Origin of the sequence: Flavobacterium rhizosphaerae, from assembly GCF_046000445.1 — a bacterium.
GTDB lineage: Bacteria > Bacteroidota > Bacteroidia > Flavobacteriales > Flavobacteriaceae > Flavobacterium > Flavobacterium rhizosphaerae.
In genome coordinates this window covers 232983-247820 of sequence record NZ_JBELPZ010000003.1, presented here as the reverse complement: position 1 = coordinate 247820, position 14838 = coordinate 232983, and the positions used below count along the sequence as shown (strand labels likewise).

Here is a 14838-nt window from a genome sequence, read left to right as displayed (position 1 = left end):
CAGAATAAAGGGAACCCGCGGGCTCCCTTATTTGTTTAAAAAAAATAGGGCTGACTCACTTTTGAGACAGCCCCTTTAGTTTATATAATAATAAAATGAAAAATTATAAATCGTGCGTATATGAAATAGTTACATTATTATTGGTACTGGTAACCCTTGCCGCATCAACCAGCCCGGGGGTAAGTAATGATACATCACTTTTTCTCTGGTACCAGGTATAGGCAAAATCCAGCTTTGAGCTGCCAAAGGCAATACCAAAACCACCGGAAAAACTATTTAAATCGCCAACAGTAGTGCCGTTTTTATAAGGGCTTTGCTCATGCCTGTACCCACCGCGCAGGCTAAAATTGTTTATTCGCCATTCGGTACCAACACGCAGTTCTCCCGCGTTATCAAGTGTATTGCTTAATTCGTTATTAATACTGTTGTAGCGGTTGCTTTTAAACTCGGTAGTGCTATAGTCTTTTAGGGCATAATCTATACTTATCAGCCCTCGCTTTCCAAATACATAAGCAAGGCTACCAGTGTACTTAGACGGGGTTTTAATAGTATAATCATCCAGTACAAATGTCATGCTGGGGTTAAAGCTCCCCAGGTTAGAGTAAATGCTCTGTGTTACCTCGTCAGTCAGCTTGTACCATGTAGGTGATTCATACGCCAGGCCGGCCCTAAATTGTTCGGTTATTTTTACTATTGCTCCTAAATTAAAGGAGAAACCACCGCCATAAGTATAGCGCTCATTATTAAATTGCAGGTACTGCACACCTTCACCGCCAGTCCCGTTATCGTCTTCATAAAAGCGTGTAGTTTTTATATAATCTGTAAAATGCCCGTTAAGGTTAGCCCCTACATACACACGGTCATTTAACAGTGCCGAAAAGTTTACAGCTATTTTACCATTATAACCACTAGTGTTTATGCTGCTTTCCTGGTAACGGTTCCCAGAAGAACTATTGTTGCTTATGTATGCCGGGCCATTAGGGTCAGGGTTAGGATCAAAAACATAAGCGTTATAACCTAAAAAAGCCTGTTGGTCTATAAAATTTAAATCTTCATAATAAGCATTATCAAGTGTGCTCAGGTTTATGGCCCCTAAACCGTTAAACCCATTGGCATAGTGCAGAAAATAATTATCAATAGAGTTAGTAGGGTTTATACCTGCGGCAAATATATTGTTTTCAAAGCTATTGGTGTTTTCATAATCAAATGCCAGGGTAAACTTATTCATAAAGGCATCTTCATTTGCATTGTTAAATACAAAAGCTGCACCAACCTGGTTCAGGTCAAAAGCATTATCATTTTGGGTATTGCGGCTGCCAAAATAGTTGGATTTATTATTTATGTTGTAGCTTGAAACCGATACGGTACCGGAGTTATAGCTGTAAATAGAAGAGCCTGCAGGGTTAACCATTATAGACGAAATATCGCCCCCAAGGGCGCCAAAAGCCCCGCCCATAGCCCTAAAACGTGCAGTACCGGTAATATTATCCATTGAATAGCGCACAGCATCAGCGGCTGTATTCAAATCTTCTTGAGCATGCGTAGCCACTCCTGCCATGAGCATAGCAGATGCAAATAAAAATCTTTTCATAACATTTGGAATTTTAATATAAGAAATCCCATGTTCCCGGCCTTAAAAAAACAGGCAGGCAGGAGCATGGGAGTATTATTTTTAACCTCTGCGGCCGCCACCGCCACCGCCGCCTCGTGAGCCTCCTCCACCGCCACCGCCGCGGGATCCGCCAAAGCTGCCGCCACTACCACTACTACGGGTAGGTGTGCTATAGCCTCTGCTGCTGCCAGAAGATGAACTTCTTGTAGAAGGTGTATAACTTCTTGATGGTGTTGCAGACCTGTTGCTTGGTGTATAGGTTCTTGTATTTCTTGTAGCGTTGCTGTATGAGCTGTTGCGTGTGCTGCGTCCGTTATACTGTGAAGCTCTGTTTCCATTGCGGGAATTTGTAATCCTGCTGCTCCTGCTGTCCTGCCTGCTACTAAAACGGCTAACACCTGTAGTTGTCCTGCGGCCGGTTGCGTAGTTAGTGCTTCTTCTGCCGCTGCTGTAACGTCCGTTGTTATATTGGTCGCGCCCACCGGGATAATAGGCAGTAGACCTCCTGTAATTGTTGTAATAATGGTTATGATAGCCTCCGTAATAAGGGTAATAGCCGCCATAATATAAGGGAGAATACCAGCCTCCGTAATAAGGCGAATTCCATCCCCAACCTATATTAAGACCCCAGCCGCCGTAGCCCCAGCCACCATATCCACCGTAGCCATAACCATACCATGGGTAATAATTACCCCAATAGCCGCCATAATATGGGTAACCCCAATAGCCACCGCCATAACCTCCGTAACCATACCCGCCATAAACATTCACAGTAACATTATCAGGGTCTTCACCCCAGCCTCCGTAGGCGGTTACCTGTTGTGTTTGCAGAGAGTCGTTATCATAAGTGGTATAGTTATCAGGATCTTCTATCAGTGCATACTCATCCTGAAGCGAGTTAAAATAGGCGCTATAACCATTTGAGTTCTGGCCTGTAACTTCTCCGTCGCGGTATTGTGCAACATTACCGTCATTATATGTGTAAACAGGTTGATTATTACTGTCGTGCGGTACGGAGCCGTATATGCCGTCATTATCGTATGCCGAAGTATTTTGATAAGAACTGCATGAGACCCCTGTTAATCCTAATATCCCTAAAACGGAATACAGGGATATTTTGGTTAAATTAAAGTAACGGGTTTTCATATCTCTGCATTTTTTTTATTGTTGAACATTCAAAAATAGTTAGTTTTGCTAAACTATAATTGATATATAAAGGTAAACAATATTTGTGCCAATTTAAAACGGATGAGTAAGAATTTAACAACGCGTTCAGAAGATTATTCCAAATGGTATAACGAGTTGGTGGTGAAAGCCGACCTGGCAGAAAACTCTGGTGTAAGGGGTTGTATGGTAATTAAACCCTACGGTTTTGCAATATGGGAAAAGATGCAGGCCGAGCTGGACCGCATGTTTAAAGAAACAGGCCATCAAAATGCCTATTTCCCTCTTTTTATACCCAAATCATATTTTAGCAAAGAAGCAAGCCATGTTGATGGGTTTGCTAAAGAATGTGCAGTAGTAACGCATTACAGGCTAAAAACCGGCGAAGACGGCAAAACGATAGAAGTAGACCCGGATGCCAAGCTGGAGGAGGAACTTATTGTAAGGCCTACATCAGAAACTATTATATGGGATACCTACCGTGGCTGGATACAAAGTTACCGTGATTTGCCCCTGCTTATAAACCAGTGGGCTAATGTCGTGCGTTGGGAAATGCGTACCCGGTTGTTTTTGCGTACTGCCGAATTTTTGTGGCAGGAAGGGCATACTGCCCATGCTACCGAGCAGGAGGCTGTTGCCGAGGCAGAGCAAATGATGAATGTATATGCTGATTTTGCCGAAAATTTTATGGCAATACCGGTTATAAAAGGTATAAAATCAGCTAATGAGCGTTTTGCCGGAGCTATAGAAACCTATTGTATAGAGGCGCTTATGCAGGACGGAAAAGCCCTGCAGGCAGGTACGTCGCATTTTTTAGGCCAAAATTTTGCCAAAGCCTTTGATGTAAAATTTGCTACATCCGAAGGTAAACAGGAATATGTATGGGCTACCTCATGGGGGGTGTCTACACGTTTAATGGGAGCGCTGGTAATGACTCATAGTGATGATAACGGGCTGGTATTGCCACCAAACCTGGCGCCAATACAGGTGGTTATCGTGCCAATATATAAAACAGACGAGCAGTTTGCCGCAATTAGCGAAGAGGCTAAGCAGCTTATGGCACGTTTAAGAAAGTTAGGCATATCTGTAAAATATGATGACCGTACCACGCATAAACCCGGATGGAAGTTTAATGAATATGAACTTAAGGGCGTGCCTTTGCGCGTTGCTATAGGCCCTAAAGACCTTGAAAGCGGCACTTTTGAAGTAGCAAGGAGGGATACACTCACCAAACAAACTGTTATTAGTGCAGAAATTGTTACTTATATTCAGGATATGCTTGAGGAAATGCAGAAAACCCTTTTTGATAAGGCAAGCCAGTTTAGGGATGCGCATATTACCGAAGTAAATAATTTTGAAGAGTTTAAAGATGTGCTGGAAAACAAAACAGGTTTTATATCGGCACACTGGGATGGCACCCCAGAAACGGAAGAAAAGATAAAAGAGCTCACAAAAGCTACCATTCGCTGCATACCTTTAGACAGGAAGGATGAAACAGGAACCTGTGTGTTTACTGGGGCTCCGTCAGCAGGAAGGGTATTGTTTGCAAGGGCATATTAATTTTTTTTAATTTTTTTATTTCTCATTCTTGCGAAAATAAAAAATAGTTGTATTTTTGCATCCGCATTGAGAAATAATAATGGCCCGTTCGTCTATCGGTTAGGACGCCAGGTTTTCATCCTGGTAAGGGGGGTTCGATTCCCCCACGGGCTACAACTTTTTTGAACAAATAAAATGGTCCGTTCGTCTAGGGGTTAGGACGCCAGGTTTTCATCCTGGTAACAGGGGTTCGATTCCCCTACGGACTACAAAAGTATTAACAGCATTATATAAAAGAAAATGGCAAATCATAAGTCAGCTTTAAAAAGAATAAGGAGCAACGAAAAGAAGAGGGTATTAAACAGGTATCAGCATAAAACTACCCGTAATGCAATTAAAGCTATCCGTATGGCTACAGATAAAGCTGAAGCTTCAGAAAAGCTTGCAGGTGTTATTTCTATGATAGATAAACTAGCTAAGAAAAACATTATACATGCTAATAAGGCTTCTAACCTTAAATCTAAACTTACAAGGCACGTATCAGCTCTTTAGTATTAAAGAAAGCATATAAGATAATAGAAAAAAGGCTCCGTTTTTAGCGGAGCCTTTTTCTATTTGCAATTGTAAACTAACATATATATAAAAATCTTCTTTTTGGTGTTTTAAATATTTACAGTTTGGTGCTGTAAGTTTGTTTCGTTATAATAAGCTTCTTCAACAAATGTTTGTTCTGTCTCAATATATTTTATACTAAATAAAGACCTGATGATCATGCCTATAAATGTTAAGCAAATAATGCTTACAGCTATATGCAGTAGGTTGTATACAATATAATTAGGGCCTTGCGATGTTGTTAAGCCGGTATAAAGGTTATAACCTGACACCGATAGTAGTACGAGGTTTGGTAGTAATAATAGCAGCTTCATATCTTTTCATTTTATTATATGGTGCAATTTCCGCTTTTATAATCTTAAAAAATGCTAACCAATTGCTAATAAATACTTAATATTTAGCCTTTTAAACAGTGCTTTTGTTTTAATAATTTTGGAGCTGATATTTATAACCGCAGGCATTTTCTTATAGGTGATTATTTTTTTATATTTGACAGAAATCGTAATTAAAGGAGGTAATATGAAGCTGTACGATTATAAAAAACTTACAGAAGAAGAGCAATACCGCATATTGTGGCAAAAAGGAGAACTTATTGATGCCTGTATAGAGGGCGAAATAAGAAAGCTGCTGTATGCCATTGATAATTTTTATGTAGAACTTTGGTGCCATGCCCTTACCAATAAATTTATCTGGAAACTTAGTTTTAAACAGGGCAAGCTACTGGAAAAATACCTTGATAAATATAATATGGAAGTTATAAAGAATTATAAAAAGTAATTTACACTTCGCTGCCAGGTACCCATAATTTACAACGTATATGAAAATAAGCGCCGGTTTGCTGGTTTACAGAATTACTGATGCCGGCACTGAATTTTTTCTGGTGCACCCGGGTGGTGCTTTTTTTGCTAAAAAAGATGCCGGTTGGTGGACTGTACCCAAAGGTGAGATTGAGGAAGGCGAAGAACCTCTTGCTGCGGCAATACGGGAGTTTAAGGAAGAAACAGGATATACGCTTACACAACCGTTTATTCCCTTATTGCCTGTTGTGCAAAAAGGCGGTAAAAAGGTATTGTGCTGGGCGGTTGAAGATAATGTCTGTATAGATGCCTCTGCAATAACATGTAATACTTTTGAAATGGTATGGCCGCCAAAATCAGGCAGGGTACAGCAGTTTCCGGAAATTGATAAAGCCGGCTGGTTTGCCTATAATGATGCCGTGCGGCTTATTAATGAACGCCAGGTTTCATTTCTGGATGAAGTTAATATAATGACACAAAAAAGCACCGATAATAATACCGGTGCTTCAGGCCTATTTTAGTAATTTAATAGGAGGGGGTATGTCCCGCCTCAATATATTGTTTAAATCCTTCAATATCAGATTTAATCATGTTCTCAAAAACAGGGTTTATTAGTTTAGCGGCAAACTCTCCGGCTTTGCCTAACGGTGCCTGGTAAGATATGGTTACATTTACTTCGGTACCATTTCCTGTATCTTTAAAACGAACTTTACCGGCATTATGTATGGTAGATTCCGGCATAGAGTGCCAGCTTATCAGTTCATTTGGCTCATCCATAAGTATCTCTGCTTTCCAGCTTAAGTTTCCGGGTACTCCTTTCGCTGTTGCTTTCCATTCAGAAATGTAATCATCTATAGTAGTTACACTTGTAAGGTGCTCCATAAAAAGCGGCAGGTTTTCAAGGTTGCGCCATGCTTTATATACTTCTTCAACAGGTTTGTTTACAGTAAATTTGCTGTTAATGCTTATACTGCCCCCTTTAAAAACTCCGGTTTGATTAATAGTATCATAAGCAGGGCAATAACCGCTAATGCCTCTAAAAAGCATGGTTCCGCCAGCAAGGCTCTCTGCTACTTTTCTTTTGTCATTTTTTTTAAATGCCCTATATAATAGGTATGCCCCGGCAGCAACCATAATAATTCTTTCAGGTGTGCTTACGTTAACCCGTAGCCCTGGTACAATGCTTTTTTTACCTTTATGAAGATATTCATCAGCCTCAGTAGCATTAGATACCGATGCATAACGATTCGGGTCGGTGCCCGAAGCATCGTATTTAGAGTAATTTCTCTTCTGCTTGCTATAGGCTACAGTGCCTGTACTACCGTTTTTAGCTAATTCCATAATGGTTTTATTTATAATTATTCCATCGAATTTATGAAATATATAAATGCTTTATTATAAGTTATTTATAAAGTATTCTTAATGCATTCATAAAAAGCGTAGCAGCCTGTTTTGTAGTTTTTTCTGTTTTAACTATTGTTTAAGGTATTGTCATAAACTATTGATAAATGTTATTAATACAATAAATATAATAGGTAATTTAGCAATGTGTTTGAAAATATGATACCTCAATTAACAAACTTAAATTTTATTGCTATGAAAAAATTATTCTTATTATTATCAACAATAGCCCTTTCTGCAACAACTTATGCCCAGGGAAATTTTCATGCTGAAGACGGCAAACTGGTTTGGGAACGCGAAATACAATCTACTAATGCAGATGTGGTAACTATACTGGATAGAGAGCCTAATCTTAAAATTACCGGCCTGATGGATAATGTGTATAAAGGTGTTGCTTTTAATATAACCCCAAACTGCCCCGATGCATCGGCACTGCTAAAAAATGAGTGCAAGTTTGAATTTTTTATAATTGTAAACCCGGAATCTTATGTGGTTAAAATAGAAAATTTTAAAATGCTTGAACACTATGGGCCAATGGGCGCAAGGGTAATGGCTAACAGGAGCGAAAAATATTACCTTGACAGCGATGGAAAAATGCGTAACGATGCAGACACCATAAATGACCTAAACAATCTTGACAGATACCTGAATGCTATATTTGCGTTACCTGCCGCCTCACAGCAAAGAGCCCTTACATCCAACAAAAAATAAAATATATTTAGATATTATTAATTCCGGTAAAGCCGGAATTTTTTTTTACCTGTTTTTACCTGACTATCAGATATAAAAAAAGACCATTTTTTACAAATGGTCTTTTTTTATATTATAATAAGTTAGGTCCTAATTAAACTTAATCTCAAGAATGTCAATTTCATCTTCAGTAACTTCATTGTCATTATCGGCAATCACATTAATACCGCTTATTTGTAAAAGCCTTGCTTTTTTTCCTTCGGGTATAAGCTTATTAAAATTTGAAGGGTGAAGCATAAGCATTACATTTTCTGTAAGGGCATTGGCAAGAATAAAGTTTTTAACGGTGGCTAAATCGAAGTTTTTTTTCATGGTTGTTACTTTAAAGGTTTTTGTGGATACAAAGATCATTTATAAACCTTTAAAATTTTTGTAAGGTAATCCCAATAAAACACTAAACTTTTAGCAAACCCTTGCCGTTATTTACAAAGCCAGCTAAAAAGCCGTTCTGCATCCTGTGGTTTAAATAAGCCGGTGCCGGGGTTCATAGTAGCGGCAGATCCACATGCAACACCCATACGCGCTATATCTAAACTACTGTAGCCCTTTACTATGCCATATACCATACCGGCTACCATACTATCTCCCGCACCTACTGTACTTAGTTTTTTAACTGATGGGGCAGGTATGTGCACATTATCAGTTTTTGTTACAAGGTGGGCACCCTGCGGCCCGAGTGAAACCACTATAACTTCGGCTTTGCCTTCGTTAATAAGCTTCATAGCTGCATCATCAGCCAGTTCGTTATCAAGTTCTTCAATCCCTGTAAGGTTACTTAGCTCTCCCAGGTTAGGCTTTAATAAAAATATACCTTCCTTTAAAATTTCCTGTAGAGCATCGCCAGATGTATCGGCAATTATTTTTGTGCCTTTATCTTTTAAGGCACGGGTTATTTCACCTATAAATGCTGTAGAAACCCCGGGTGGCAGGCTGCCGCTTATAACAGCAACTTCCGGTGTGGGAGAGAGGGCAAGTATCTTTTTTAATATAGTATCGTTTTCTTCAGGGGTAATGCTGTCGCCAGGCATACCAAAGCGGTATTGCTCATTGTGCAGGGTATCTACAACAATAAAATTTTCACGTGTTTCTGCACTAACCTTAATAGGGCTTGTTGCTACTTTTTCTTCCTTTAGCAATTCTATAAGGCGTTCGCCGGTGCGCCCGCCTGCTGTAAATAAGGCAGTATTTTCTATTCCAAGCCGCACCAACCCGCGAGACACATTAATGCCACCCCCGCCCGGTTCATACTTCGGGGGGGAGCAGCGTAACTTTTTCTCGGGCTTAATATTTTCTACAGAAGTGCTTTTATCTACTGTAGGGTTAAGTGTAATGGTCAAAATGCTATTAATCATAATATAAATAGTCGGGTTTATTTTCCGCCTAAGATACCAAATTAATAAGCAAAAAAACAATAAATATAGGCTGTGATGGCTACGATATAAACCGTTCTAAAATACTATACTCATTGCTCAGCTCAATATAATAACACCCTTTTGGTATTTCTACATCAAGTTGATCAATCTGTTTTTTGGTATACCCTCTTTGTATTAGCTGCTTATCAGTATGCAGTAAAACCGGGTCATCACCAACATAATAAAGATTGTCATCTGTACGGGTAAATTCATTTACCGGGCCAGAAATGCCATAGTCTAAAGAATTGTAATGTAAGTTTTTTTCAAGCTCTTCTTCAGATAGGTCATTGAGCCAATTTTTTAAGTCTCTTAATTTCATGTTGCATTAGTAATTTAATTAATTTTTGGATGGGCATAATTTTTTTGGGGAAAAAATTAGGGTTGTAAATATATAACAAAAAGATAATATTTTTCAGCAAAAATTTGTGATTTTTTTTGATGTAATTGTGCTCATTATAAATTTACTAAAGGCATTATATTTGATGCAACCCGTTTATAAATAAAAAAATCAATAATTACCGTACTGTATATACAGATATAATAATGAAGAAATACGATTTTAGGCATATAGCATTTCATGTACTTGTAGCATTATATTTTATATGGCTGCTTGTTTTTGCCCTGTTACTCGCTATGTTTTTAAGCAATACTTTTGGTGGAGGAGATATCAGGTTAGAAAAAATATTTATGACCTGGATTTTTGTAAATATAATAATGGGTTCTGCAGTATTTATAGTTATACAGCTTTTTAAAAATAACGGGTTACTTAATAGGGTAATACGGTTTACTTATATAGGTACGGTGGTGGCATCAGTCAGTATTATTCTGGCTACTATGGTAAAATAAAAATAGCCACCACCTAAGGGCAAATATTTTTCTTTTACATTTAAACAACAAAATTTTATAAATTTAAGGAGTATAAAAGTATCACGTTTGCTTTTTAAACGCAGTTTTTTACTATAAGTAAAATGGATAATGTATATTTGCTATAATCTAAACTATAATGGATAAGAATACCGAGGAATTTTACAGGCGCCTTAAGGAAGAACTTGCCGGCTCTGCCGATTGGCCTTCAGAATATTTATATAAATTTATTGTACCCTCTTCGCCTGAAAAAATTAAACGAATAGAAGAAGCCTTTAATAATATGGGCGCCGTAATTGATACAAGCCAGTCTAAAACAGGCAAGTATACCAGTGTTTCAATTAATGTGCGTATGGATGGTCCACAGGCAGTTGTTGATAAATATATTGAGCTCTCTACAATAGAAGGTATTATTTCCTTATAAAAATTTTCTTTTACTACAATGAGATATAATTCTGAAGAAGCGGTAGGGCAACTGGAATATAATTCTGGCCGTACCCACCTTATTATACCCGAATATGGCAGGCATCTGCAAAAATTAATAGATCAGGCATCTGAGCTGGAAGACAGGGAAGAACGAAATAAAGCAGCCGGATACATCATTTCGGTTATGGGTAACCTAAACCCGCACCTGCGCGATGTACCCGATTTTCAACACAAATTATGGGATCAGATTTTTATCATGTCAGATTTTAAACTGGATGTTGACTCTCCCTATCCCAAGCCTAACCGTGAAATGCTGGAGCAAAAGCCCGATCCGCTGGGCTATCCCCAAAACTTTCCTAAGTACAGGTTTTATGGTAATAACATAAAATATATGATTGATAAGGCTAACGAATGGGAAGAAGGCGACTTTAAAAATGCCCTTATCATGGTTATTGCCAACCACATGAAAAAATCATACCTGAGCTGGAATAAGGATACTGTAAAAGATGAAGTGATTTTTGAGCACCTTTATGAACTTTCTGACGGTAAAATTAACCTTAAGAGTACCGACGAAGAGCTTTCTAATGCCAATGACCTGATGAAGGTTAATAAAAAAATGAGCAACAAAAGCCAGTTTAACACCGGTAAGCCAAAAATGCACAGGCAAAGCAATACTAAAAATAACCAAAACAATAAAAATAGAAAATCCTAAAGCTTCATGGGAACATTTAAGATAGAAGGCGGCGCCACCCTAAAAGGAGAAATTACCCCTCAGGGTGCCAAAAATGAAGCGCTGCAGGTATTGTGCACCGTATTGCTTACCCCGGAAAAGGTAACAATCAACAATATTCCTGATATTATAGATGTAAATAAATTAATTAACCTGTTGCGTAACCTGGGGGTTAAAGTAGAAAAACTTGCCCATGGCAGTTATAGCTTTCAGGCTGATGATGTAAATCTTGCCTATATTGAAAGTGAAGCTTTTAAAAAAGAAGGCGCATCCTTAAGGGGCTCTATAATGATTGTAGGCCCATTACTGGCACGCTTTGGTAAAGGCTATATACCCAAGCCGGGCGGAGATAAAATTGGCAGGCGCAGGCTGGATACCCACTTTGAGGGTTTTATAAACCTTGGGGCTAAATTTCGCTATAACGAAGAAGACCATTTTTATGGTGTAGAAACAGATGGCAGGCTAAAAGGTACTTATATGCTGCTTGACGAAGCTTCGGTAACCGGTACCGCCAATATAGTTATGGCTGCCGTACTTGCCGAAGGCAAAACTACCATATACAATGCCGCATGTGAGCCATATTTGCAGCAATTATGTAAAATGCTTAACAGCATGGGTGCAAAAATAACAGGTGTAGGCTCTAACCTTTTAGAGATAGAAGGTGTAGAAAGCCTAACTGGTTGTGCGCACCGTATTTTACCGGATATGATTGAAATTGGTAGCTGGATTGGCCTTGCCGCCATGACACGCAGTGAAATAACCATAAAAAATGTAAGCTGGGGTAATTTAGGCGTTATACCTAATGTGTTTAGAAAGCTGGGCATTACCATAGAACGCAGGGGAGATGATATTTATATTCCTGCCCACACAGAGGGTTATGAAATTCAGAACTATATAGATGGTTCAATATTAACTATAGCCGATGCCCCCTGGCCGGGCTTTACTCCGGATTTGCTGAGTATAGTACTCGTTGTGGCTATACAGGCGCGTGGTAGTGTGCTTATACACCAGAAAATGTTTGAAAGCCGCTTGTTTTTTGTAGATCGTCTTATTGATATGGGCGCTAAAATAATTCTTTGCGACCCGCACCGGGCTACTGTAATAGGGCTGGATTTTAAATCTCAGCTAAAAGGTATTTTAATGTCTTCGCCTGATATCAGGGCCGGAGTATCATTGCTTATTGCGGCACTTTCTGCAAAAGGAGTAAGCACGATACAAAACAGCGACCAGATAGACCGTGGTTACGAGCGTATTGACGAAAGGCTGCGCGCTCTTGGTGCTAAAATAGAAAGGATAGATTAATTATATTATAATCACATCTGTATATAAAAAAATAATAGCCGGAATTTCCGGCTATTATTTTTGTGTTATATGCGTAATAGGTTGTTGTTTCTTTAAAACCTGAAACCAATACCTACACGTATAGAATTATTTGTGAATTTCATGTCCTGTTCATTATCAACACTATCATAAATATTGGCAAGGCCAAGGTAGTAACGTGCATCTATAAATATGCCCGGGCCAAATTCATACGCAAGGCCACCTTCTACACCATAATCCAGATTTCTTGTTGATCGATTTACATCTTTGTCTTCAGCGCCAATTTTTACAGCCAGTTCAGGCCCTGCCTGTATGCTTAATCCTTGTGTAAGGTAATATTTTCCCATGACAGGAATCCTTATATAGTCAAGGCTTGAGTCTTTTGCGCCCTCAGAAGTATAAAGGATTTCGGGCTGAAAATGGAAATTTCCTTTTCCCGGAATATCTACCAATACACCTGCATAAAAACCGGTTGTGCTATCTGTGTCAGCATCTGCACCAAAATTAGAGAAATTCACCCCACCCTTAATACCAAAAACAGGAAAATCATCTTGTTGTGCCTGAGCAGAAAAGCAAAAAGCAAAAACAGCAACGGCTGATAGTAAAGTTTTTTTCATTGTGTTTTATTTTTTTTAAGTGTTACGAAAATAATAAAATTAATTTAATCAAAAGATTAAATACTAAATATATTGTTATTTTTTAAGTTAAACAAACAAATCCTTTTAATGGGGCTACGATTAATTATAAGGCAAATATATAAGTTTTACAAAGCGTTGATTATCATGTTTTAATAAAATTAAGAACTTATCCTTATTTTCTTATTGGTATTTATATAGCTGGAGTATTATTTGTTAAATAAAAGTAAAACCTTACATTTTTACACTTAATGTTTGGTTAAATACACTTACCCTTCGCACCAATTTTATGTATTTTTGTTTCAACCAATAACATAAACACATATTGCAATGAAGAAAATTTTGATTCTGCTTGCCGTACTATTAGGTGTTTTTAGCATGCAGGGACAGGCTTTTGGTTTTAAGGTGGGGCCAAACTTTGCCAGCTTGGGAGGTAATGATTCAGGCAGCCTTAATGTGCTTACCAATTTTCATGTAGGCGCCTTATATGAAGTAGATGTACTCAAATTTATGTCTGTTCAGCCAGAGCTTATTTATTCGGTGCAAGGGGCAAAAACCAAAGATAATGACGAAGTGAAACTAAATTATATAAACCTTCCTGTAATGATAAAGGTATATGTTACTGATGAACTAAATCTGCAGGCAGGTCCACAGGCAGGTATTTTACTGGGGGAGTCAGAAGGGTTTAAAAACTACCAGAGCAAAACATTTGATTATGGCATATCCGGCGGGCTTGAGTTTTTTTTAAGCAACAGTTTTTTTGCACAGGCACGTTATTATTCAGGCGCCCGGTCCATATCAGGCAATGCCGATCTTAAAAACAGGGTGGTGCAGGTTTCAGTCGGTTTCATGTTCTAATACATACATTACTCAATTAATATATAACCTAAACTTTTTTATTATGAAAAAATTTCTGATTGCTGTTTTTATTCTTGCAGGCAGCCTGGCTGTTAAAGCACAAGGCATAAGCTTTGGTATTAAAGCAGGTGCTAACTTTTCTAAACTGTCTGGCGATTTTGACAGTGATAACCGTACTAGTTTTCATGCAGGTGCTGCTTTAGAGTTAAATTTTGTACCTTCATTTTCGTTACAGGCCGAAGGGCTTTTCTCTTCTCAGGGTGGTAAGTATGATAATGCTTTTGATGCTGCCGATGATTTTAACCTCGATTATATATCTGTACCTGTAATGGCAAAATATTATGTGTTACCCGAAACGCTTAGTATTATGGCCGGGCCGCAATTCTCTTTTCTTGTAAATGAAGCAGATAGTGCTTGGGATACCAAAAGTTTTGATATGGCTGCTGTTGGTGGTGTTGAATTAAAAATAATAGGCGGCCTTTTTGCACAGGCGCGTTATGTGGCAGGCCTAAGTAATATTTCTGATGAAGGCGATGTTAAAAACAATGTTATACAGCTTTCTGTAGGATATTATTTTTAAGCCTTAATTAAATATATTTTAAAATACCGGTTATACATTATGCTATACCGGTGTTTTTTTATGTATTAATGTTAATTTTTTTATTAAACAAGATCCTAACAGGTATAGTATTACTTACTTTTACCTTATAAAGAGTAA

At 38.3% G+C, this 14838-nt stretch carries 19 protein-coding genes and 2 tRNA genes; 13 read left to right on the top strand and 8 right to left on the bottom strand.

Annotated features, from left to right (window positions below):
• Window positions 1-103: 103 nt before the first annotated feature.
• Together ABS766_RS05525 and ABS766_RS05520 are read right to left on the bottom strand one after the other, a co-directional pair.
• On the bottom strand, window positions 104-1591 hold the full coding sequence (locus tag ABS766_RS05525) for an OmpP1/FadL family transporter (RefSeq protein ID WP_408084123.1): 1488 nt from the start codon (window positions 1589-1591) through the stop codon (window positions 104-106).
• Window positions 1592-1672: 81 nt separating this feature from the next.
• Window positions 1673-2758 carry a hypothetical protein gene (locus ABS766_RS05520; protein WP_408084122.1) on the bottom strand — a complete coding sequence of 362 codons (1086 nt, stop codon included), beginning with the start codon at window positions 2756-2758 and terminating at the stop codon, window positions 1673-1675.
• A 102-nt stretch (window positions 2759-2860) separates the two neighbouring features.
• On the opposite strand from ABS766_RS05520, the gene proS reads away from it, so the two are divergent.
• From proS to rpsT, 4 genes are all read left to right on the top strand, one after another.
• Window positions 2861-4336, top strand: coding sequence for a proline--tRNA ligase (gene proS, locus ABS766_RS05515; protein ID WP_408084121.1), 1476 nt, complete (start codon window positions 2861-2863; stop codon window positions 4334-4336).
• An 81-nt stretch (window positions 4337-4417) separates the two neighbouring features.
• Window positions 4418-4489 (top strand) — tRNA-Glu (locus ABS766_RS05510).
• Between the two features lie 23 nt (window positions 4490-4512).
• Window positions 4513-4584: transfer RNA gene (locus ABS766_RS05505), tRNA-Glu, on the top strand.
• 31 nt (window positions 4585-4615) lie between these two features.
• Entirely contained in the window at window positions 4616-4867 is a 252-nt protein-coding gene (rpsT, locus tag ABS766_RS05500; RefSeq protein WP_408084120.1) for a 30S ribosomal protein S20, read from the top strand.
• A 110-nt stretch (window positions 4868-4977) separates the two neighbouring features.
• On the opposite strand, the gene ABS766_RS05495 is transcribed toward rpsT, so the two are convergent.
• Window positions 4978-5241, bottom strand: a complete 264-nt coding sequence (locus ABS766_RS05495) for a hypothetical protein (protein ID WP_408084119.1) — start codon at window positions 5239-5241, stop codon at window positions 4978-4980.
• A 175-nt stretch (window positions 5242-5416) separates the two neighbouring features.
• On the opposite strand from ABS766_RS05495, the gene ABS766_RS05490 reads away from it, so the two are divergent.
• Both ABS766_RS05490 and ABS766_RS05485 read left to right on the top strand, forming a co-directional pair.
• The gene (locus ABS766_RS05490) at window positions 5417-5704 is read left to right on the top strand and encodes a hypothetical protein (RefSeq protein ID WP_408084118.1); all 288 of its coding nucleotides are present in this window, start codon (window positions 5417-5419) and stop codon (window positions 5702-5704) included.
• A gap of 40 nt (window positions 5705-5744) precedes the next feature.
• Window positions 5745-6245, top strand: coding sequence for an NUDIX domain-containing protein (locus ABS766_RS05485; protein ID WP_408084117.1), 501 nt, complete (start codon window positions 5745-5747; stop codon window positions 6243-6245).
• Between the two features lie 4 nt (window positions 6246-6249).
• Here ABS766_RS05485 and ABS766_RS05480 read toward each other — a convergent pair whose 3' ends face one another.
• On the bottom strand, window positions 6250-7065 hold the full coding sequence (locus tag ABS766_RS05480) for an SRPBCC family protein (RefSeq protein ID WP_408084116.1): 816 nt from the start codon (window positions 7063-7065) through the stop codon (window positions 6250-6252).
• Window positions 7066-7320: 255 nt separating this feature from the next.
• On the opposite strand from ABS766_RS05480, the gene ABS766_RS05475 reads away from it, so the two are divergent.
• Window positions 7321-7836: a hypothetical protein gene (locus tag ABS766_RS05475; RefSeq protein ID WP_408084115.1), complete on the top strand. Its 516-nt coding sequence runs from the start codon at window positions 7321-7323 to the stop codon at window positions 7834-7836.
• Between the two features lie 129 nt (window positions 7837-7965).
• Here the strand turns inward: ABS766_RS05475 and ABS766_RS05470 are convergent, their stop codons facing one another.
• The 3 genes from ABS766_RS05470 to ABS766_RS05460 form a co-directional block, all read right to left on the bottom strand.
• Complete coding sequence (locus ABS766_RS05470; protein WP_408084114.1) at window positions 7966-8187, bottom strand: hypothetical protein; 222 nt, start codon at window positions 8185-8187, stop codon at window positions 7966-7968.
• Between the two features lie 107 nt (window positions 8188-8294).
• A complete protein-coding gene (locus ABS766_RS05465; RefSeq protein WP_408084113.1) occupies window positions 8295-9227 on the bottom strand; it encodes a 1-phosphofructokinase family hexose kinase in 933 nt (310 codons plus the stop codon).
• 79 nt (window positions 9228-9306) lie between these two features.
• On the bottom strand, window positions 9307-9606 hold the full coding sequence (locus ABS766_RS05460) for a hypothetical protein (protein WP_408084112.1): 300 nt from the start codon (window positions 9604-9606) through the stop codon (window positions 9307-9309).
• A 224-nt stretch (window positions 9607-9830) separates the two neighbouring features.
• Between ABS766_RS05460 and ABS766_RS05455 the strand changes: the two genes are divergently transcribed.
• From ABS766_RS05455 to murA, 4 genes are all read left to right on the top strand, one after another.
• A complete protein-coding gene (locus ABS766_RS05455) occupies window positions 9831-10133 on the top strand; it encodes a hypothetical protein (RefSeq protein ID WP_408084111.1) in 303 nt (100 codons plus the stop codon).
• Between the two features lie 157 nt (window positions 10134-10290).
• Complete coding sequence (locus ABS766_RS05450; RefSeq protein WP_408084110.1) at window positions 10291-10575, top strand: DUF493 family protein; 285 nt, start codon at window positions 10291-10293, stop codon at window positions 10573-10575.
• Between the two features lie 18 nt (window positions 10576-10593).
• On the top strand, window positions 10594-11289 hold the full coding sequence (locus ABS766_RS05445) for a DUF4290 domain-containing protein (protein WP_408084109.1): 696 nt from the start codon (window positions 10594-10596) through the stop codon (window positions 11287-11289).
• Window positions 11290-11295: 6 nt separating this feature from the next.
• A complete protein-coding gene (gene murA / locus ABS766_RS05440; protein ID WP_408084108.1) occupies window positions 11296-12609 on the top strand; it encodes a UDP-N-acetylglucosamine 1-carboxyvinyltransferase in 1314 nt (437 codons plus the stop codon).
• Between the two features lie 92 nt (window positions 12610-12701).
• Here the strand turns inward: murA and ABS766_RS05435 are convergent, their stop codons facing one another.
• Entirely contained in the window at window positions 12702-13244 is a 543-nt protein-coding gene (locus ABS766_RS05435; RefSeq protein ID WP_408084107.1) for a porin family protein, read from the bottom strand.
• A gap of 348 nt (window positions 13245-13592) precedes the next feature.
• Here ABS766_RS05435 and ABS766_RS05430 point away from each other — a divergent pair, with 348 nt between their 5' ends.
• Window positions 13593-14120 (top strand): porin family protein, encoded by a 528-nt coding sequence (locus tag ABS766_RS05430; RefSeq protein WP_408084106.1) that lies wholly within the window; start codon window positions 13593-13595, stop codon window positions 14118-14120.
• Window positions 14121-14163: 43 nt separating this feature from the next.
• Complete coding sequence (locus tag ABS766_RS05425) at window positions 14164-14700, top strand: porin family protein (RefSeq protein ID WP_408084105.1); 537 nt, start codon at window positions 14164-14166, stop codon at window positions 14698-14700.
• Window positions 14701-14838: the final 138 nt, after the last annotated feature.